Origin of the sequence: Sulfurimonas sp. (assembly GCF_028714975.1) — a bacterium.
Classification (GTDB): Bacteria; Campylobacterota; Campylobacteria; order Campylobacterales; family Sulfurimonadaceae; genus Sulfurimonas.
In genome coordinates this window covers 1-20,843 of the sequence record NZ_JAQTLH010000005.1, presented here as the reverse complement: position 1 = coordinate 20,843, position 20,843 = coordinate 1, and the positions used below count along the sequence as shown (strand labels likewise).

18 protein-coding genes and 1 tRNA gene are annotated in these 20,843 nt (G+C 37.1%); 4 read left to right on the top strand and 15 right to left on the bottom strand.

Going from position 1 to position 20,843, the window contains the following annotated elements; translation table 11 throughout:
• The first annotated feature begins 74 nt into the window (after positions 1-74).
• Positions 75-1,865 carry a penicillin-binding protein 2 gene (locus tag PHQ93_RS05950; protein ID WP_299942106.1) on the top strand — a complete coding sequence of 597 codons (1,791 nt, stop codon included), beginning with the start codon at positions 75-77 and terminating at the stop codon, positions 1,863-1,865.
• On the opposite strand, the gene panC is transcribed toward PHQ93_RS05950, so the two are convergent.
• Positions 1,842-2,663 carry a pantoate--beta-alanine ligase gene (panC, locus tag PHQ93_RS05945; RefSeq protein ID WP_299942104.1) on the bottom strand — a complete coding sequence of 274 codons (822 nt, stop codon included), beginning with the start codon at positions 2,661-2,663 and terminating at the stop codon, positions 1,842-1,844. The genes PHQ93_RS05950 and panC overlap by 24 nt on opposite strands.
• A 51-nt stretch (positions 2,664-2,714) precedes the next feature.
• Between panC and prfB the strand changes: the two genes are divergently transcribed.
• Positions 2,715-3,812 (top strand): peptide chain release factor 2, encoded by a 1,098-nt coding sequence (gene prfB, locus PHQ93_RS05940; protein ID WP_299942102.1) that lies wholly within the window; start codon positions 2,715-2,717, stop codon positions 3,810-3,812.
• 9 nt (positions 3,813-3,821) lie between these two features.
• Here the strand turns inward: prfB and PHQ93_RS05935 are convergent, their stop codons facing one another.
• Positions 3,822-4,154, bottom strand: coding sequence for a hypothetical protein (locus PHQ93_RS05935; RefSeq protein WP_299942100.1), 333 nt, complete (start codon positions 4,152-4,154; stop codon positions 3,822-3,824).
• Between the two features lie 41 nt (positions 4,155-4,195).
• Here PHQ93_RS05935 and PHQ93_RS05930 point away from each other — a divergent pair, with 41 nt between their 5' ends.
• Positions 4,196-4,909, top strand: a complete 714-nt coding sequence (locus PHQ93_RS05930) for an arginyltransferase (RefSeq protein ID WP_299942098.1) — start codon at positions 4,196-4,198, stop codon at positions 4,907-4,909.
• Between the two features lie 107 nt (positions 4,910-5,016).
• Positions 5,017-5,253, top strand: coding sequence for a hypothetical protein (locus PHQ93_RS05925; protein ID WP_299942096.1), 237 nt, complete (start codon positions 5,017-5,019; stop codon positions 5,251-5,253).
• A gap of 70 nt (positions 5,254-5,323) precedes the next feature.
• Here PHQ93_RS05925 and fusA read toward each other — a convergent pair whose 3' ends face one another.
• The 13 genes from fusA to rpmG form a co-directional block, all read right to left on the bottom strand.
• On the bottom strand, positions 5,324-7,414 hold the full coding sequence (fusA, locus tag PHQ93_RS05920; RefSeq protein WP_299942094.1) for an elongation factor G: 2,091 nt from the start codon (positions 7,412-7,414) through the stop codon (positions 5,324-5,326).
• Between the two features lie 12 nt (positions 7,415-7,426).
• Positions 7,427-7,894: a 30S ribosomal protein S7 gene (rpsG, locus tag PHQ93_RS05915; protein WP_299916412.1), complete on the bottom strand. Its 468-nt coding sequence runs from the start codon at positions 7,892-7,894 to the stop codon at positions 7,427-7,429.
• A 106-nt stretch (positions 7,895-8,000) separates the two neighbouring features.
• Positions 8,001-8,381 (bottom strand): 30S ribosomal protein S12, encoded by a 381-nt coding sequence (rpsL, locus tag PHQ93_RS05910; protein WP_299916414.1) that lies wholly within the window; start codon positions 8,379-8,381, stop codon positions 8,001-8,003.
• A 210-nt stretch (positions 8,382-8,591) separates the two neighbouring features.
• Positions 8,592-13,109 carry a DNA-directed RNA polymerase subunit beta' gene (gene rpoC / locus PHQ93_RS05905; RefSeq protein ID WP_299942092.1) on the bottom strand — a complete coding sequence of 1,506 codons (4,518 nt, stop codon included), beginning with the start codon at positions 13,107-13,109 and terminating at the stop codon, positions 8,592-8,594.
• A complete protein-coding gene (rpoB, locus tag PHQ93_RS05900) occupies positions 13,102-17,247 on the bottom strand; it encodes a DNA-directed RNA polymerase subunit beta (RefSeq protein ID WP_299942090.1) in 4,146 nt (1,381 codons plus the stop codon). The genes rpoC and rpoB overlap by 8 nt, the downstream gene beginning before the upstream one ends.
• 230 nt (positions 17,248-17,477) lie before the next feature.
• Positions 17,478-17,846, bottom strand: a complete 369-nt coding sequence (rplL, locus tag PHQ93_RS05895; RefSeq protein ID WP_299942087.1) for a 50S ribosomal protein L7/L12 — start codon at positions 17,844-17,846, stop codon at positions 17,478-17,480.
• A gap of 93 nt (positions 17,847-17,939) precedes the next feature.
• Positions 17,940-18,419 carry a 50S ribosomal protein L10 gene (gene rplJ / locus PHQ93_RS05890; protein ID WP_299942085.1) on the bottom strand — a complete coding sequence of 160 codons (480 nt, stop codon included), beginning with the start codon at positions 18,417-18,419 and terminating at the stop codon, positions 17,940-17,942.
• Between the two features lie 135 nt (positions 18,420-18,554).
• Complete coding sequence (gene rplA / locus PHQ93_RS05885; protein ID WP_299942083.1) at positions 18,555-19,247, bottom strand: 50S ribosomal protein L1; 693 nt, start codon at positions 19,245-19,247, stop codon at positions 18,555-18,557.
• Between the two features lie 71 nt (positions 19,248-19,318).
• Positions 19,319-19,744, bottom strand: a complete 426-nt coding sequence (gene rplK / locus PHQ93_RS05880; RefSeq protein WP_299942081.1) for a 50S ribosomal protein L11 — start codon at positions 19,742-19,744, stop codon at positions 19,319-19,321.
• Positions 19,745-19,763: 19 nt separating this feature from the next.
• Positions 19,764-20,306 carry a transcription termination/antitermination protein NusG gene (gene nusG / locus PHQ93_RS05875; protein ID WP_299942079.1) on the bottom strand — a complete coding sequence of 181 codons (543 nt, stop codon included), beginning with the start codon at positions 20,304-20,306 and terminating at the stop codon, positions 19,764-19,766.
• A 9-nt stretch (positions 20,307-20,315) separates the two neighbouring features.
• Positions 20,316-20,495 carry a preprotein translocase subunit SecE gene (gene secE / locus PHQ93_RS05870; protein WP_299916428.1) on the bottom strand — a complete coding sequence of 60 codons (180 nt, stop codon included), beginning with the start codon at positions 20,493-20,495 and terminating at the stop codon, positions 20,316-20,318.
• 60 nt (positions 20,496-20,555) lie between these two features.
• Positions 20,556-20,632, bottom strand: a tRNA-Trp gene (locus PHQ93_RS05865).
• A 53-nt stretch (positions 20,633-20,685) separates the two neighbouring features.
• Complete coding sequence (rpmG, locus tag PHQ93_RS05860) at positions 20,686-20,838, bottom strand: 50S ribosomal protein L33 (RefSeq protein ID WP_137011688.1); 153 nt, start codon at positions 20,836-20,838, stop codon at positions 20,686-20,688.
• Positions 20,839-20,843 lie beyond the last annotated feature (5 nt).

The following is a 20,843-nucleotide window of genomic DNA, read 5'->3' as shown; positions in this document are numbered from 1 at the left end:
AATGACTGGAGTGACAACATAAACTAAAGTTAAAATGTTATAATTCTTTTTAAAAATTAAGATACTAAAAAAACATGAATAACCAAAACAAAAGCAAAAAAATATTTCTTCTTTACTCGTTAATTGTGTTTGGTTTTTTAATATTTTTAGGCGTAATGCTTCTTACAACCCTAAAATCCCGTGATTTACCCTCCTTATACACAAAAGAGAGCTCAAAAGCCACTAGAGGATCCATTATCAGCGCGGACGGTTTTCATCTGGCAACAACGATAAAACTTTATAAAGCCGTTGTAAATAGCTACTACATAGATCCGGAAAAAAAAGAACTATTTGTAGAACTCTTCAGTATCTACTCAGGAATCGATGCCAAAGAGATTGAAGATAAGTTAAAAAAACAAAACGGTGTAGTAGTTCTTAGCTACAACATACCTGAAAAACAAGCGCAATATCTTAAACAACTCTCTTATGAACTTAGAAGACTTAAGGTTTTCATTGAAAGAAAAAACTCTATTACGGGCAAAACAACGCTGCACGGATTAAATATCATTGAGAGCGGAGAGAGCAGAGAGTATGCTTATGATAAACTTTTAACTCCTATCATAGGCTATCCTCACAAAGTAGAAGAGGATGGATATACTTATACAAAAGGTGTCAAGGGTATAGAAAAAAGATTTGAAAATGAACTTCAGGCAAAACAAGACGAGATAAGCCAAGGTCCAAGAGATGTAAACGGTTATATTATCTTAAATAGAGACAGCTTTACAAAGCCCGAAATCAACGGTCTTGACGTAAAACTCAATATCCCCGTTGAGCTTCAAATACGAATAGAAAAAATGCTTGATAAAATGAGGGCGGAGTTAAATGCCAGAGAAGCAATGGTTGTAGTAATGAACTCCGCAAACGGCAAAGTCATCACTATGGCAAGTTCAAATAGGTTTTTACCAAAATCAATACAAACGGAAGATTTTCCGTCTCTAAACAGCAATATGATTGAGTATAGTTTTGAACCGGGAAGCGTTATTAAAACTATTACCTTTTCAATTCTTTTAGATAAAGGACTTGTAAATCCTTATGATATGGTAAACGGACATGGCGGACGCTACCAAATCGGAAAAAAAGTTATAACGGATGAACATAAATTTAGCTGGTTAAGCGCTGAAGATATTATCGTTCACTCATCTAACGTTGGAATAGCCCAGCTGGCGCAAAAACTCCCCGGAGCTGATTTTAATCAAGGACTTATAAATTTTGGGTTTTCTACCGTATCTACGCCTGACCTTATATATGAAAGAGTCGGTTCTATTCCGGATGCATTGCAGTTAAACAATGAGATTTATAAAGCTACATGCTCATATGGATACGGTATGCGTGTAAATCTTATGCAGCTTATCAGAGCGTATAGCGCATTTAACAACAACGGAAGAATGGTAACCCCAAAAATAGTGGACTGCTTTATAGACGGACATAGAAAAGAGTTGAAAATTCCAAATGAAGAGCAGATTCAAGTTATAAAAAGTTCAACTGCACAGAGAATGAAAGATATTCTTATAAAAACCGTAAATGAAGGTACCGGAACAAAAGCAAAAACAGCGGGCTTAGAGATAGGCGGTAAAACCGGAACGGCGCATCTAGTTGAAGATAGCCAATATGTAAATGAATACAACACTGCTTTTATCGGCTTCGCCAACGACAAAACGACCAGATACACAATCGGCGCAATTGTAATTAGACCCAAAAAAAGCCAATTCGCCGCTCAAACCGCCGTGCCGGTCTTTAAAAAAACACTTGATATTTTAATTGAAGAGAATTACTTAAAGCCTGCTATTGCCGATGATAACTCTTCAAAGCCAAATATTGTCAAGTAATCTGGTAGTTCCTACCTTTACCTCAACCAAAATAATCGTATTTCCTATCTCTACATCCAAAAGTCGGTTAAATTCACGATCTAAAATCTCTACATAAAAAATCTCTAACGGTGCTAAAATTTCTCTCATATCGGATGTTATCTCTTTAGAATCAAGCACCCCTCTTGTTACCATAACAGTTGCCCTGCGAAGAGAAGACGGGATTTTGAGTGCCTCTTCTCTCTCTTGTGGTGTTAAGTAGATATTTCTACTGCTAAGAGCCAATCCGTCTTTTTCTCTAACCGTATCAACAGGAACTATCTCTACATCCATAAAAAGCTGTTTTACCATCAAAGATATAAGATTTAGCTGTTGCGCATCTTTCTTGCCAAGGTATGCTCGTGTCGGATTTACTATATTTAAAAGTTTCATTACAACCGTTAAAACGCCGTTAAAATGTGATGGACGACTAGCTCCCTCTAAAACATAACCTCTAACTTTTGGAGCAAGCATACTAACTTCGTCTACGCCGTAGATATCTTCAACTTGCGGAAAAAACAGAACATCGACACCGCTTAATTCGCATATCTTTTTATCTGCCTCATCCTTCTTAGGATATTTATCTAAATCTTCGCCTTTTAAAAACTGCGTCGGGTTTAAAAATATAGAGACTACAACAAGTGCATTTTGCTCTTTTGCTTTTTTGATAAGCGATATATGACCCTCATGTAAAGCACCCATAGTCGGAACAAAACCGATAGTTTGATTTTTATTTTTTAAATAATTTTTTAATTCTAATGGACTAGAAATAATCTTCATTTTAAGCCTCAATTTAATATAATCGCAATTATACACTATTGGATTGATTATATGGATAATTACGAATATACGGAACTTTTAAAGAATATTTCAAAAAAAATGAGCAATATTACGGGTGTTGTCGAACCTGATAAACTTGAAGCGCGCCTAGATGAAATCACGGAATTGGAGAACTCGCAAGATTTTTGGAACGATGCGGCTTATGCGGCAGTTATCCAAAAAGAGAAGACTCAATGTGAACGCAAACTAAAAAAATACAGTCTTGCAAAAAACGCTCTTGAGGATGCCAAAGAGCTTTACGAAATGGCAAAAGAGGAAAACGACGAAGATTCTATTAACGAGTGTTTTAAAAGTGCCGAAGAACTTGAAAATCTTATACGAAATATGGAGATAGAAGTTCTTTTAAGCGAAGAGACTGACGCTAATAATGCCATCCTCTCCATTCATCCCGGAGCCGGCGGCACGGAATCGCAAGATTGGGCGTCAATACTCCTTAGAATGTACAAAAGATTTGCCGAAAGACGAGGATGGAGTGTTGAAGTGCTGGATTATCAAGCGGGCGATGAAGCAGGCATTAAAGATGTTTCTCTTCTTGTAAAAGGCGAAAATGCATATGGATACCTAAAAGTAGAAAACGGGATTCACAGACTTGTTCGCATCTCGCCTTTTGACTCCAATGCAAAAAGACATACATCATTTAGCTCCGTTATGGTATCTCCCGAAGTTGACGACGATATAAATATAGAGATTGAAGATAGAGATATTCGCATTGACACCTACCGTTCAAGCGGTGCAGGCGGACAACATGTAAATAAAACAGAATCGGCAATCCGTATAACTCACCTCAAGACAAACATAGTCGTACAATGTCAAAATGATAGAAGTCAGCACAAAAATAAAGCAACGGCTATGAAAATGCTAAAATCAAGGCTATATGAGCTGGAGCTTGAGGCTCAAAAAGCTCAGACTGCAGGAATTGCTAAAAGCGAAATAGGCTGGGGACATCAGATTCGCTCTTATGTAATGCAGCCGTATCAACAGATAAAAGATACAAGAAGCAATGAAGCTTATACAAACATAAGCGCGATTCTCGACGGTGATATTGATAGAATGATTGAAGATGTGCTTATTGCGCAAAACCGTTCATAACGGCTTCTTTTAGACGTTCTTAGGCTTACCTATAAAACTATAAGCTAACAACCCGACTCCTAAAGCCATGCTTAGCATGGTTAGATATTGTATTTGCTTATTTTGAGCATTTTCCAACTCTTCAATAAATTTTGAAGCTTCCGATTTTGGAGCCTCTTTTCTACTTACTCTAGCGACAGCCACACTTGCTTCCATTCTGGCAACATTGGCAGCTGCAATCTCATTTTCGATTAACACCTCTTTCGGGGAAGTCCAAATATGTACACTAAAGCCGACAAGCAGCATAACCAAACCTAATGTTCTAAAAATAATTATTCTATTTTTTATAAATATCTCTCTCATAAAGCACCTTTTTATAAAGAAAATTATGTCAAACTTCCTGTATGAATATACTTAAAGAGTTTAGAGTCGATAGCAAATGCTCATATTTATCGGATAAAAATCAAACAACACACTATAAGGCGATTGAAAACTGCTCTGCCGCTTTTTGCCAAGAGTTGATAGAAAGAGGGTATAGAAGATTCGGTAAAATGTATTTTAGACCTGTATGTGCCGTTTGTGATGAGTGTAAAAGCATAAAAATTGATGTAGAAAATTTTGAGTTTACAAAATCACGAAGAAGAGTTATCAACAAAGCAGCAAATATAAAAAGTTATATTCAAAAACCTTCTATGACAAAGGAACATCTTCTACTTTTTGAAAAATATCATCTTTTTATGAAAGATAAAAAAGGATGGGAATATAGTCCTACAACGCCTCAAAACTATTATAGCTCTTTTGTAGATGCCTCTAACGATTTTGGATATGAAGTTTTATATTTTATGGATAATAAGCTTATCGGGGTTGATTTAATTGATATCTTAGAAGAGGGCATTTCATCTATCTACTTCTACTATGACCCCGATTATACGCAATACTCGCTTGGTAAACTATCTCTTTATAACCAAATACTATTTGCAAGAAAATCTCAAAAAAAATGGGTATATCTAGGCTATTATGTCAAAGATTGTCCGTCTCTTTCGTACAAATCCGAATATAAACCCTATCTAACCTTAGCAGGAAAACCTGAAACATATGAAGATCCTATATGGTTTTAGACTACCGTTAAATTGAAGTGTTGCGAAAAGATATAACACTACTGCTTTTTTGCATTTTTTAAGATATATTTTTTTAATTTTTTAATTTTTATAGATATAATCTCGCTATGCTTAAAAAGATAAAAACAGAACTCACATACTTCACACTTATACTGCTTGTTTTAGCGGTTTTGCAACACTCGGATTTACTAAATTCTCCTTTAGAGAGAATTGGTTTAATGGCAGAAAAAGGGAATTATCTTCATCCGTTACTATGGACTTCCGTGGTATATGTTGTCATTAGTTTCTTAAGATTGATAGTTAAATATCTGCTTCATTTAAAAAACAGAAACAAAGTAAAATAATTTAAGGGCTTTGATTTATTTATGTAGTAGGTAGATAGTACTTCCCAAAAGGAAAGTACTATAAATTTGTTTAACCGTTTCTCTTTTTAATGATCTCTTCAGATACATTTCTTGGAACTTCCTCATAATGGTCAAATTCCATAGAGTATGTTGCTCTACCTTGAGTTGCAGAACGAAGGTCCGTTGAGTAACCGAACATCTCAGCAAGTGGAACAAACGCATCAACAATTTTGTTTCCGCTTCTATCGCCCATTGCGCTGATCTGTCCACGACGACGGTTAAGGTCACCGATAACATCACCCATATAATCTTCAGGTACTTCAACTTCAACTTTCATTAACGGCTCTAAAATCGCAGGATTTGCTTTTCTACAAGCTTCTTTGAATCCCATCGAAGCAGCAAGTTTAAATGCCATTTCGTTTGAGTCTACTTCATGGTATGAACCGTCGTAAAGAGTAACTTCAACATCTTCCATCGGATATCCCGCAAGAACACCGTTGCTCATTGTTTCAGCACAACCTTTTTCAACTGCAGGAATATACTCTTTTGGAATTACCCCGCCTTTAATCTCATTGTGAAATACGAAACCTGCACCAGCTTCACCCGGTTTAACTTTAAGGTATACGTGTCCAAAAGCACCGCGTCCACCTGATTGTTTTGCGTATTTATACTCTTGATCAACTTCTTTTCTAATAGTTTCACGGTAAGAAACTTGCGGCGCACCGACTTCAGCTTCTACTTTAAACTCTCTTTTCATACGGTCTACAATAATTTCAAGGTGCAACTCACCCATTCCTGAAATAATTGTTTGACCTGTCTCTTCGTCTGTATGAACTCTAAAAGATGGATCTTCAGCAGCAAGTTTGCTTAGTGCCATACCCATTTTCTCTTGATCAGCTTTTGTTTTTGGCTCAACTGCAACAGAGATAACAGGCTCAGGGAATACCATACGCTCTAAAACAACAGTATCAGTCGGATCACATAAAGTATCTCCGGTAGTAGTAAATTTAAGACCTACAACTGCACCGATTTCACCCGCATAAATCTCTTTTACTTCTTCACGCTTGATAGCATGCATCTTCATAATACGGCCGATACGCTCTTTTTTATCTTTTGTAGAGTTATGAACATATGAACCTGACTCTAAAGAACCACGATAAACACGAATAAAAGTCAACTGTCCAACAAATGGGTCAGTCATAATTTTAAACGCTAAAGATGCAAATTTGCCGTCATCTGTTGATGGAACAACAACTTCTACATCTTCATCATCCATCATAGTTCCCTTGATAGGAGCACACTCTAAAGGAGATGGAAGATATGCAACAACTGCATCAAGAAGAGTTTGAACACCCTTGTTTTTAAACGCAGTTCCTGCAGTCATCGGAACGATATGCATATTGATTGTTGCATATTTAATTCCGGCGATAATCTCATCTTCGCTTAACTCTTCACCCTCAAGATACTTCTCTGCAAGATGCTCGTTACCGTCAACACCCGAGATAGACTCAATCATTTTTTCACGATACTCTGCAGCTTTATCCACTAAATCAGCAGGAATTTCTTCAACATGATAGTTAGAACCCATCTCCGCATCTTTATCCCAAACAATAGCTTTCATCGTAACAAGATCAACAATACCTGCAAAACTCTCTTCTTGACCGATTGGAAGTTGAATCGGAACCGGATTACCTTTTAGACGAGTACGAATTTGCTCTTCAACTTGGTAAAAGTTTGCACCTGTTCTATCCATTTTGTTAACAAAAACAATCGACGGTACGCCGTAACGATTTCTTTGTCTCCAAACCGTCTCAGATTGAGGTTGAACACCGCCAACAGCACAGAAAACTGAAACAGCACCGTCAAGAACACGCATAGATCTCTCAACTTCAATTGTAAAGTCAACGTGACCCGGAGTATCGATAATATTTATCTGTTTACCGCTCCACTCACAAGTAGTTGCAGCTGAAGTAATCGTAATACCTCTCTCTTGCTCTTGCTCCATCCAGTCCATAGTAGCGGCACCGTCATGAACCTCACCGATTTTATGCTCACGCCCCGTATAGAAAAGAATTCTTTCCGTAGTCGTAGTTTTACCTGCGTCAATGTGAGCAGCAATACCGATGTTTCTTACATCTTCTAATTTATGTGATCTTGCCATAATATATTCCTATTACCAGCGATAGTGAGCAAATGCTTTATTTGCTTCAGCCATACGGTAAGTATCCTCTTTTTTCTTAAATGCGTTACCTTTATCAGATGAAGCATCCATTAATTCATTTGCTAATCTCTCAGCCATTGTTCTCTCGTTTCTTTTACGAGAAGCATCAACTAACCATCTAATTGCTAGAGATAATTGACGCACCGGGCGCACTTCTACTGGAACTTGATAAGTAGCACCACCAACACGGCGACTCTTAACCTCAATAATCGGTTTAATATTTTCAATAGCATTATTGAATGTATCAATACCTACTTTCTCTCCGCGAGAACTGATGATATCTAAAGCACTGTAGATGATTTTCTCAGCTGTACTTTTTTTACCGTCAAACATAATTTTGTTAATAAACTTCGTTAAAACTTTGCTTCCATAAACAGGATCCGGCATAATTTCACGAACGGGAGCTTTTCTTCTTCTCATTTGTAATTTCCTTACTTCAATTTTTTTTCAAATTTACTCAAAATATCTCACTAAAGAGCTATCCTGTGTTTGCTTGAATACATTTTTATATACTTCTATTTAGAAGTTATTTTTTTGCTTTTGCTCTCTTAGTTCCGTATTTAGAACGAGAAACTTTACGATTTGCAACACCCGCAGTATCTAATGCACCACGAACGATATGGTATTTAACACCCGGTAAGTCTTTAATACGACCACCACGAACTAAAACGATTGAGTGCTCTTGAAGGTTGTGACCCTCTCCCATAATATATGAAATAACTTCAAAACCTGAAGTTAAACGAACTTTTGCAACTTTTCTCAAAGCCGAGTTAGGTTTTTTTGGTGTTGTCGTGTAAACACGAGTACAAACACCGCGACGCTGTGGACATGATACAAGAGCAGGTGATTTTGATTTCTTAACCACTTTTTGACGCTCTTTTCTAATCAATTGATTGATTGTAGGCATACAATTCCTTTACTTAATTTTTCCAGTAGAATTTAACTCACTATTTTTTAGGGAGTTATAGACGCGTAATAATATATAAAAAGTGATTAAAGTTAGCTTATTTTAAGTATGAATTAATATTTAATATTTTATGTGAGAAATAATAGGATAGATATTGCAGCAAATAGCAAAACCTCACTTAAGAGGTTTTGCTTACTTTAAAGTGAGTTATTAATCTTTGTCACTACCAAAAACAATCTCTTGGTCTTTATAAATACCTGTTCCGACAGGAATTGTACGACCGATGATAACATTCTCTTTTAGATCGTTTAAATCATCGACTTTAGCACTTACTGCAGCTTCGGTCAATACTTTGGTAGTATCTTGGAATGATGCCGCAGAAATAATACTATCAGCTGAAACGGCTGCACGGGTAATACCGACCAAGAATGGCTCTGCTATTGCCGGGCGACCGCCTAATTTGATAATTTTTTCATTCTCTTGAGCAAACTTAGTTTTAGAGATTAAATCTCCTTCAATAAACTTAGTATCGCCTGATTTAATAATCTTGATCTGTCTAAGCATCTGAGTAAAAATTACCTCAATGTGCTTATCTGCGATATTTACCCCTTGAGAGCGGTAAACTTGCTGTACTTCACTCACTAGATAATTATAAAGTGCTTTAACACCCATAATACGAAGTAACTCATGTGAAGAGATGATACCCGTAGTTAATCTCTCGCCGGCATGAACGAAGTCACCCGTATTTACAACCGGAGTATGAGATTTATCAACAAAATACTCTTTAATAATTCCGCTATCAGATGTAACTAATATTCTAACTTTTCCGCGAAGAAGTTTACCGAAGCTAACAGTTCCGTCTATCTCAGAAATTAGTGCCGTTGCTTTTGGACGACGACCCTCAAAAAGTTCGCTTACACGAGGAAGACCCCCTGTAATATCGCTTGATTTTTGAAGCGCTTTTGGTGTTTTTGCAATAATATCCGCAACTTTCACTCTTGCACCGTCTTCTACATAGATAGATGTTTTTGCTTGAACTTGGTATCTTAAAAGCTCTCCGTCTTCACTAGCAAGTACGATTGTCGGTTTATACTCTGCAGAGATGTGATCGTTAATCATTAAACGAGTTTTACCAGTTAACTCATCATACTGCTCAGTAGCCGTCGTTCCGATAATGATATCTTCAAACTTAACTATACCGTTTGTTTCAGAGATAACCGGATTTGAGTATGGATCCCACTCTGCAATTACGGTTGATTCGTCCGATTTCGGTTTAGCTATAACTGTTTTAGGCTCCACGACTGCATCATCTTCTGCAACGATAACCGAACCGCGCGCTATATAGTGTCTTACCGCTTCGCGATTATTTGTATCGACTACGGTTGCGAAAAGACCTTTTTCAACTACTTCGTATCCGGCTTTCAACCCTTCAAATCTCTCTAAGTAGTCGCCTCTTAATAGGAAGTATTTAACTACACCGTCCTCTTTTGCAAGAATTTTTTGAGTTACCGGCGCACCGTTTGCAACTAAAACTTCAGATGCGTAAGGGATACGACTCGGTACATTCCAACCGTCTTTAATAGTTTCAACGATAGACTCAAACTCTTTTACTTCTGCACCGTTTTCATACGGGAAGTAGTATTTACCCTCAATTTGTCCGCCGACACCTGCTAATTCGTTTGGTTTAGCAATCTCATTTTTACGAAGTGAATAGCGAATAGTTTCAGTTTTTGACACGACGCTTACAATCACTTCATCATGAATCGTTTGAACTTCAAATCTACCTGTAAACGGAGCTTTTATTTTAGGCTCAACCAAAAGCACGGCAGCATTTCTACGGTTTGCTACTATATTTTTACCCTCTTTTGAAGCATAAGTTTTAAGATTATAGTAACGAATAAAGCCCTCTTTTTCCGCTACAACTTGTCTCTCTTGAGCAGTTGAAGATGCAGTACCACCGACGTGGAATGTTCTAAGAGTAAGCTGTGTACCCGGCTCACCGATTGACTGAGCGGCAATAATACCTACTGCCTCGCCTCTGCGAACGATATGTCCGGTTGCCAAGTTAACACCGTAGCACAGAGCACAAATACCGTTTTCACTCTTACATGTAGTCGGCGTTCTGATATATGCGGTTTTAATTCCGGCTTCTGCAATTACTTTTGCGCTTACTTCATCAATTAAAGTTCCCTCGGCAAAAAGTATCTCATTGCTGATTGGGTCAATTACATCATCTGCTAAAACTCTACCGTTTAATCTATCTTCGAGAGATTCGATTAGAGTATTTTGATCACTAATGTCAGATATCTCTATACCCTCGTGAGTATGACAGTCATGCTCGACGATTTTAACATTTTGAGCAACATCTACTAGTTTACGAGTCAAATATCCTGCATTCGCTGTTTTAAGTGCAGTATCGGCAAGACCTTTTCTAGCACCGTGAGTTGAAATAAAGTACTCAATTACATTAAGTCCCTCTTTAAAGTTAGAGATAATCGGAGTTTCAATAATCTCACCGCTTGGCTTAGCCATAAGACCCCTCATACCTGCAAGCTGACGAATTTGAGCTGCCGAACCGCGGGCACCTGAATCTGCCATCATATGGATAGAGTTAAAGCCTGCTTTATCCGTTTGAACCAGATCCATCATCTGAGTTGCCAAAGTATTGTTCGTATCTGTCCAAACATCGATAATTTTATTATATCTCTCTTGTTCAGTTAAAAGACCCGCTTCATACTGTTTTTGAATCTCAAAAACTCTGTTTTTAGATTCGGCTATTTTAGCCTCTTTTGTACTTGGAATCTTTATATCATCGATTGAGATAGATACGCCCGACTCGGTTGCATGTTTAAAACCTAGATTTTTAAGTCTGTCCAAGAATCCTGCAGTTATACCGATACCGCCATGTTTTTGAACATAATCTACAAGTTCATTGATAGCTTTTTTCTTCATAACTCTATTCCAAAGTTCTGAAGGAACAAAATCAGGTAAAATAGCTTTTAAAAGCATACGACCGGCAGTAGTGTGGATAATTCTTCCATCATCTCTAGTTCTGACTTTTGCATGTATATCTAAAGCATCATTCTCAATAGCAATTCTCACTTCATCAACATTAGCAAAAAGTTTATTTGAGCCTTTTACGCTATTTTTTTCTAAAGTTATATAGTAAATTCCAAGAACCATATCCTGTGACGGTGTAGCTATCGCTTTACCTGACGCAGGAAGAAGGATATTCATAGAAGCAAGCATAAGAACCTTAGCTTCAGCGATAGCAGCTGAACTTAAAGGTATATGCACAGCCATCTGGTCACCGTCAAAGTCGGCATTGAATGCAGCACAAACTAATGGATGAAGCTGAATCGCTTTACCGTCAATTAATTTTGGATGAAACGCTTGAATCGAGAGTTTGTGAAGTGTCGGCGCACGGTTTAGTAAAACCGGATAACCGTCAACTATCTCTGCAAGACACTCCCAAACCTCGTTTGTTTTATCTTCAATCATTTTTTTAGCGGCTTTAACCGTTGTTGCATAACCCTTATCTTCTAGTTTTGCAATCAAATGAGGCTTAAATAGCTCTAATGCCATTTTTTTAGGCAATCCACACTGATCCATTGATAGAGACGGACCTACGACGATTACCGAACGACCTGAAAAGTCAACGCGCTTACCGAGTAAATTTTGTCTAAAACGACCTTGTTTACCCTTGATAATCTCGCTTAAAGATTTAAGCGGACGTTTATTTGCACCTTTTACTGCATTAGCACGACGACCGTTGTCAAATAAGGCATCAACAGACTCTTGAAGCATTCTTTTTTCATTTCTAACAATGATTTCCGGAGCTTCTAGCTCTACTAGTCGTTTAAGTCTTTGGTTACGGTTAATAACACGACGATAAAGGTCATTAACATCAGAAACTGCAAATTTACCGCCGTCTAAAGAGACTAAAGGTCTCAAATCAGGTGGAAGTACAGGCAGAACCGTTAACATCATCCATGCAGGATTATTTCCTGAATTTAAAAACGACTCAATAACTTTAAGTCTTTTTGCGATAGTTTTTGTTTTTGCTTCGCTTTTTGTAAGTTCTATCTCATCTTTTAGCGCAGTAAAGAGATCAACTAAATCGATAGAGTCAAGTAAATCGCGAACAACTTCTCCGCCCATACGAGCTTTAAAGCCAAGCTCACCGAATCTTTGAGCTAAAGTACGGTACTGCTCTTCATTTAAAACATCATACTTTAAAACAGGTGTTTTCGCTTCAGCATCATAGTATGCCTCACCGCCGCTCTCAACAATGTACGCTTCATAATAAAGTACGCGCTCAAGATCTTTCATTTTGATACCTAAAAGAGTACCTATTCTTGAAGGTAATGAACTAACATACCAAATATGCGCAACAGGCGTTACTAGTTCAATGTGACCCATACGGATACGGCGAACTTTAGTGCTTGTAACTTCAACGCCGCACTTTTCGCACACGACACCTTTATAACGCATCTTTTTGTATTTGCCGCAAAGACACTCATAATCTCTTACAGGACCGAAAATCTTTGCACAAAAAAGACCGTCGCGCTCAGGCTTAAGCGTACGGTAATTGATAGTCTCAGGTTTTTTTACTTCACCGTGACTCCAAGACAAAACTTTCTCAGGAGAAGCTAAACGAAACTGCAGCTGCTTTATGTCAGTCGGTCTTTTTTCTTCAGTCACTTCAATAGGAATTAATTTACTCATTATCTTCAACCTCGTCAAAAATTTCTACATCAAGAGCTAACGATTGTAACTCTTTAGTTAATACAAACAGCGTCTCCGGTATACCAGATTCCGGTACTAACTCACCTTTTGTAATTGCTTTGTAAGCACGAACACGCCCATCAACATCATCGGATTTGATAGTTAACATCTCTTTAAGAACAGCACTCGCTCCATAAGCTTCAAGAGCCCAAACTTCCATCTCACCAAATCTCTGACCACCGAATAACGCTTTACCGCCGACTGGTTGTTGAGTAACTAGAGAGTATGGTCCGGTTGAGCGCGCGTGTATTTTTTCATCAACTAAATGGTGAAGTTTAAGAATATACATATAACCGACATTTACACGCTCTTTTATTTTCTCACCAGTTAAACCGTTATAAAGTACGGTTTTACCGTCTGTATCCATTTTAGCTAATTCAAAAAGCTTTTCAAACTCTTTTGCATTTACACCCTCAAAAATCGGCGTTGCAAATTTAATACCTTTTGACCAATCGCGAGCATAGCCTAAAAGTTTCTCATCATCCATTTTGCCTATAACTTGCGCGGCATTCATCAAACCTGCAACATCAGCAATTTCAATCATTTTTGCACGAATGTTTTGAATAAAATCTTTTTGCTTAGAGTTAAACTCTTCTAAGATTTGATTTCCAAGCTCACGGCCTGCCATACCTAAATGCATCTCTAAAATTTGTCCGATATTCATACGAGACGGAACACCAAGCGGATTTAAACAAACATCTACGCTTCTTCCGTCTTCCATATACGGCATATCGACTTCAGGAACGATTATAGAAACGATACCTTTATTTCCATGGCGTCCTGCCATTTTATCACCGACTTTTAGCTGTCGTTTTGTTGCAATGTAAACTTTTACATACTTAACGACGCCGTTTGGCAAAATATCGTCTTTTTCTAAAATATTAAGTTTCTCTTCATGCTCATCACGGAAAAGTCTTTTCTCTTTTTGAAAATAGTTTTTAGTCTTATTGTACTCAGATTGAATCTCTTCACTAAATGATTTTATGATTGCGTTCATTGCAAAGCGATTTACTTCAACCAAATCTTTCGCATCAATCAAATCACCGACTTTATAGTTTGTATTACCGATTTTAATATCAGCAATAAGAGGTTCTTTTGTAAGAAGTTTAGTAACTCTTAGCATCTCCTCTTTGTCAATCATAAGAAGTCTATCATAGTGCTCGCGCTCTAAATAATCGCGCTCCTCTTTTTCAAGTTCAAGTGCACGAGCATCTTTGTCATAACCTTTTTTAGTAAAAATTTTGACATCGACGACTACACCTTCCATGCTTGGAGGACAGTAGAGAGATTTATTGATAACATGTCCCGCTTTTTCTCCAAAAATTGCACGAAGAAGTCTCTCTTCCGGAGTAGGCTTAACTTCACCTTTTGGAGATACTTTACCGACTAAAATCATCCCGCCTTTTACATTTGTACCTATTTTTACGATACCGCTCTCATCTAAGTGAGCAAGTTCATCGTCTCTTACATTCGGGATATCACGAGTAATCTCTTCAACACCGTGCTTCAGCTCTCTTGCTTCAGCCTCTTTTTCATAAATATGAACAGACGTAAATGCATCTTTACGAATTAATCTCTCAGAAATTACAATAGCATCCTCAAAGTTGTAACCGTTCCAAGGCATGAAAGCAACCATAGCATTAACACCGAGTGCCAACTCACCCTGATCCATATTCGGACCGTCTGCGATTATTTGACCTACTTCAACTCTTTGACCGATTTTAACAATCGGTTTTTGCGCGAAAGAGGTATTTTGATTCGTGCGAAGATTTTTTTGCAGAGGATAGTAATCTATATAGATATCTCCCTCATCATCGCCCATAATATAGATATGTTTTCCGTCTACTTTTTCTACAATACCGGATCTCTTAGCTTTAACACATTCCCATGAGTCACGAGCAACAAGCTTCTCAACACCCGTTCCGACCATCGGAGCATCAGGTTTTAAGAGAGGTACCGCTTGACGCTGCATGTTTGAACCCATAAGCGCACGGTTAGCATCATCATGTTCCAAAAACGGAATAAGAGAAGCTGCAACGCCGACAACCATATGAGAAGATAAATCGGCATATTCGCACTCGGTAGCAAGACGGTGTAATATTTCACCGTCCATTCTCGTTACAACCATTTTATCTACAAATTGACCGTTTTCATCAAGCTTATTTGACGCAGCCGCAATTTTTTTACCCTCTTCTTGAGTTGCCGTCAGATACACAACTTCATTAAGGATTTTTCCGTCTTTCATCACTTTATAAGGAGCTTCAATAAATCCATGCTCATTTACTTTTGAGTAAGTTGCAAGGGTATTGATAAGACCGATGTTTTGACCCTCAGGAGTCTCAATCGGACAAATTCTACCATAATGAGTAGGGTGAACGTCACGCACTTCAAAACCTGCACGCTCTTTAACTAAACCGCCCTCACCTAAAGCCGATAAACGGCGTTTATGCGTAACTTCCGAAAGTGGATTCGTTTGATCCATAAATTGTGAAAGTTGTCCGCCCGAGAAAAACTCCATAATTGTTGAAGTAATCATCTTTGAGTTGATCAAATCATGAGGCATAAGCTCATTCATCGGTCCGCTCATAGTTGAGAGTTTATCGCGAATCGCTTTTTGCATTTTAATAAGACCGTTATGTAATTCATTACCTAAAAGCTCACCGATTGAACGAATACGGCGATTACCCAAGTGATCTCTATCATCAATATGACCTAAGCCGTTTTTAACTTTAATTACATATTTTACGGATTCTATAATGTCTTCATGAGTTAGAACAGTTACATATTCAGGAATATTAAGCCCAAGCTTATGATTCATTTTCATACGACCCACTTTTGTCAAGTCGTATCTTTCAGGATCAAAAAAGAGTTGATTAACAAATACTTTTGCCGCTTCTTTAGTTACAGGCTCACCCGGTCTCATAACCTTATAGATACGAATAGCAGACAAATCGTTTTCATCTTCAATATCTTCAGTCTGTTTTAACAATTTAAGCGAATCGACATCAGCATTAAATGCATTAATAATTGAACTATCTACACCATCAGCCAAATCGTTTGCAATATTAAAAGTTGTAACACCTATTTCAGCCATTTTCTTAAGCTTTGTCTCATCAATACGAGTCATAGCATCAAAAAGAATCTCACCTGTCTGAGGATCAACTATCGGCTTAGCTAAATAACGGTCAATAAGAACTTCGAGAGGATATTCAACCTCTTTAAGACCGTCTTCGATAAATTTTTGTGCTTTTTTAGGTGAGAGTCTCTTCCCTGAAGCAAGAAGAACTTTACCGTCTTTATCAACAAGATCATATGTCAATCTTGCAGAATAGTCACTTGGATTAAATGACATTAAGAACTTATTATCAATAATGTTAATATTTTGAATCGGATAGAAAAGTTTTAAAATATCCTGCTTAGAGTAGCCAAGAGCGCGGAACATAATTGTAACCGGTACTTTACGGCGCTTGTTGATTCTCATATATAAAATATCTTTAGGGTCATACTCAAAGTATAACCAAGAACCGCGATCAGGGATAATTTGACCGGTATAAATAAGTTTATTTCCCGAAGTTGTTGACTCTTCTTCTTTAAAGATTACACCCGGAGAACGATGAAGTTGATTTACAACAACTCTCTCAACGCCGTTAATTATAAATGATGTTCTATCAGTCATCAGTGGAATATCACGAACAAATATACTCTGCTCTTTAATATCTTTAACGCCTAATTTTTCTTTTGTATTTTCATCTCTATCCCAAAGAATAAGACGAGTTTTCATTCTTAAGCTAACTGCATAAGTGAGACCGCGCTCCATACACTCTCGAACCGTATATTTTGGTTTGCCGACTTCACTACCGATATACTCGACGGTAAGTCTGTTCTGAGTATCGTGAATAGGAAAAACTGATTGAAATACCGTTTCTACGCCACTTTGTGATCTGTCTTTTTCATCAAGCATTAAAAATTTGCTATATGAACTTTGCTGTAATTGTAGTAAGTTAGGTACTTCTATCTGTTGAGGAGTTTTAGAGAAGTCTACACGAAGACGATTTCCGGAATATAAAGTGTTTAACATAGGCTACCTCGGTGAGTTGTTATTAATACCCAATCATTAAGATTAAGTTTATCGTGTCTAGGCGTCCCTAGATGATTTGTAGCTCAAAAGTCAGAGCTTTTTTACAGTGCTTATAAACGACATAAGGGCACTTTCAAGAAAGGATTGCTATCCATTCTTAAAAGCGCCCGAAAATGCGAATCGTGATGCCGAAAAATTAATTTTTTTGCATCACGATTCTAAAGCAGAAATTATTTAACTTCTACTTTTGCACCAGCTTCTTCAAGTTGCTTTTTAGCATCCATAGCTGTTTCTTTATCTACACCCTCTTTAATTGTTGAAGGTACATTTTCTGTTGCATCTTTAGCTTCTTTTAGACCTAAACCTGTAAGAGCACGAACAACTTTAATAACATTGATTTTCTTATCACCAGCATCAAGAATAACAACATTGAATTCTGTTTGCTCTTCAACAGCAACTGCAGCTACAGCTCCGCCAGCTACAGCAACCGGTTGTGCAGAAACACCAAATTTTTCTTCGAACTGTTTTACTAATTCAGAAAGTTCTAATACAGAAAGTCCTGAAATAAACTCTAATACATCTTCTTTAGTTATAGCCATGATATAGCTCCTTAATTTTATTTATTTTTTTATTTATAACGATATTGAAAAATTCCGTTATCTACGCTAAAGCTCAACTCTCCTAATGGAGTATTAAGCTTCTTCTCTTTTTTGTCTTAATGCGTCAAGTCCGATTGTGAAACATGTAACCGGTGCCATCCAAGTAGCAGCAAGCATAGCAAGAAGCTCTTCACGACCAGGAAGCTTAGCAAATGCGTCAACTCTAGCAGCATCAGCAGGCTCACGATCAACATAAGCAGACTTAATTACAAATTTCTCATTATCTTTAGCAAAATCAGCAACTACTTTAGAAGTAGCAACAGAATCAGCTCCCCATACTAAAATATTAGTGTCTTTTACTTTAACACCTTCGAGTCCGGCATTGCGTAATGCTATTGTTGCTAAAGTATTTTTAACAACTTGAACCTTTGCATCTTTAGCACGAGCAATTTTTCTTAAACCCTCAAGATTAGAAACACTCAAACCTTTGTAATCACAGAAAATTACAGTTTGAGCATCTTTAAATTCATTTGAAAGTACTTCAATAATTTCAGCTTTTTGTGTTTTTGTCATAGAATATCTCCTTTCCAGACAACACTTCAAATAGGAGATTAAGCTTTCGCGCCTATTATCTTCAGTCCATAAAATGCAGTTACCAAAGTAGTAACTTGATAGTGCTTTACGAATAAAGCACTAAAAATTACTAAATTATTTCATTTCTGCTAATTGCATAATGTCGAGCTTGATAGCAGGGCTCATTGTTAAGCTAAGTGCGCTATTTTTAATATAACGACCTTTAGCTGTTGCAGGCTTATGCTTGTTGATAGCTTTAACAAAAGAAATCATGTTCTCAGCTATTTTATCTGCATCAAAACTTGCCTTACCTATACCGGCATGAATATTTCCTTTTTTATCAACACGGAAATTAACTTGACCGCCCTTAACATTTTTAACTGCAGTTGCAACATCTGGAGTTACAGTTCCTGTTTTAGGGTTAGGCATCATACCTTTTGGTCCTAAAATACGACCTATTTGACCGACAAGACCCATACAATCCGGTGCAGCAACAACTATATCAAAATTAAATATACCGTCTTTAATTTGTTGTACTAAATCATCAGTACCAACAATATCTGCACCTGCCGCTTTAGCTTCATCAGCTTTAACACCCTTAGCAAAAACTGCAACACGAACAGTTTTACCTGTACCGTGAGGAAGAACGATTGCACCGCGAATCATTTGGTCTGCATGTCTTGGATCTACATTTAAGTTAAGTGCGATTTCAACTGTTTCGTCAAATTTTGCACTTACTAAATTCTTTACTAAAACCGATGCTTCTTCAACGCTGTACGCTTTTGTAACATCAATTTTTTCTATTAGTTGTTTATATCTTTTGCTCATAATCAAATTCTCCTATGAAATTCTGCCACAAAATTTTATATCATTGTGGTCGATGATATTTGAATGAGATATTAATCTATAATCTCAATACCGATTGAACGAGCAGAACCAGCAATTGTACTTGCTGCAGCTTCTCTATCAGAAGTATTTAAGTCTTCAATTTTTCTATCTACAATTTCCATTAACTGCGCACGAGTAATCTTTGCAACTTTATTTTTAAGTGGATTACTTGAACCGCCTTTAAGTCCTGCAGCATGCATTAGCAGAGCTGATGCGGGTGGCTGCTTAACAATAAAAGTAAAACTTTTATCAGTATATACAGTAATTACAACAGGAACTTTGAACCCCATTTTATCTTTTGTTTTTTCATTGAATGATTTAGTAAATTCCATGATGTTAACACCACGTTGTCCTAAAGCTGGTCCTACCGGTGGAGCAGGTGTTGCTTTACCGGCTTCAATTTGTAGTTTGATATAACCCATAACTTTTTTTGCCATGTTTTTTCCTTTTTTTGATTTAAATTATTTTTTCAACTTGTGTGTAAGAGATATCGACCGGAGTCGCTCTACCAAAAATTGAAACATTAAGTTTTAGAGTTCCATGCTCTAAATCATACTCATCTACCGTTGCCGTAAAGTTTGCAAAAGGTCCCTCTGTTATACGAACAGTTTCACCGTTATCGAAAAATACTTTCGGCTTAGGTGCTGCACGATTAGAAACACGATCTAAAATTACGTTAATATCGTGTTCGCTTAACGGCGTAGGTTTGTTTGCCTCACCGATAAATCCTGAAACTTTAGGTATTGACTGGATAAGATGCTGAACTTCAGTGTTTAAATCTATTCTTGCAAATACATACCCTGAATAAAGTGATCTCTCAGATATTTTTTTCTTACCCTCTTTTACTTCAATAACATCTTCCGTCGGGACTATAACATCTGTTATAACCTCCTGCAAGCCCATCTCTTGTATCATATTTAGAATTGCCAAACGAACGGTTTTTTCATTCCCGTATGTTTGTATAGAGTACCACTGATGATTACTTTTCTTGTTCTCCATTGCCACCCCTTATCCTAAAATTGCCGACATAATTGATGACATAACTAAATCAATTAAAGCTAAAAAAGCAGCAATTACAGTTACAACGATTACAACTGAAATATAAGCTTGTTTAACTTGACCTTTAGTAGGAAAAATAACTTTACTTAGTTCCAGTTTTGCATTTCTAATATGTGTACCTAAATTCATTTAACTTTCCTAATCGTCATTAATTATAAATAAAGCTCTAAAGCTTTACAATAATTAATGTGGCAGGCGTGGAGAGACTCGAACTCCCATCACTCGGATTTGGAATCCGATGCTCTAACCATTGGAGCTACACGCCTAGATTTTAACAACAAAGCTAAGTCAAAAGACTTGAGCTTAAATTGCAACTATACTACAGTTTCATCTCTTTATGAACAGTGTGTTCACGACAAAATTTGCAATATTTTTTTACTGAAAATTTTTCAGTATGAGTTTTTTTGTTTTTAGTAGTGTGATAGTTACGACGAGTACACTTCTCACATCCTAAATGTATTGCTTCTCTCATATTAT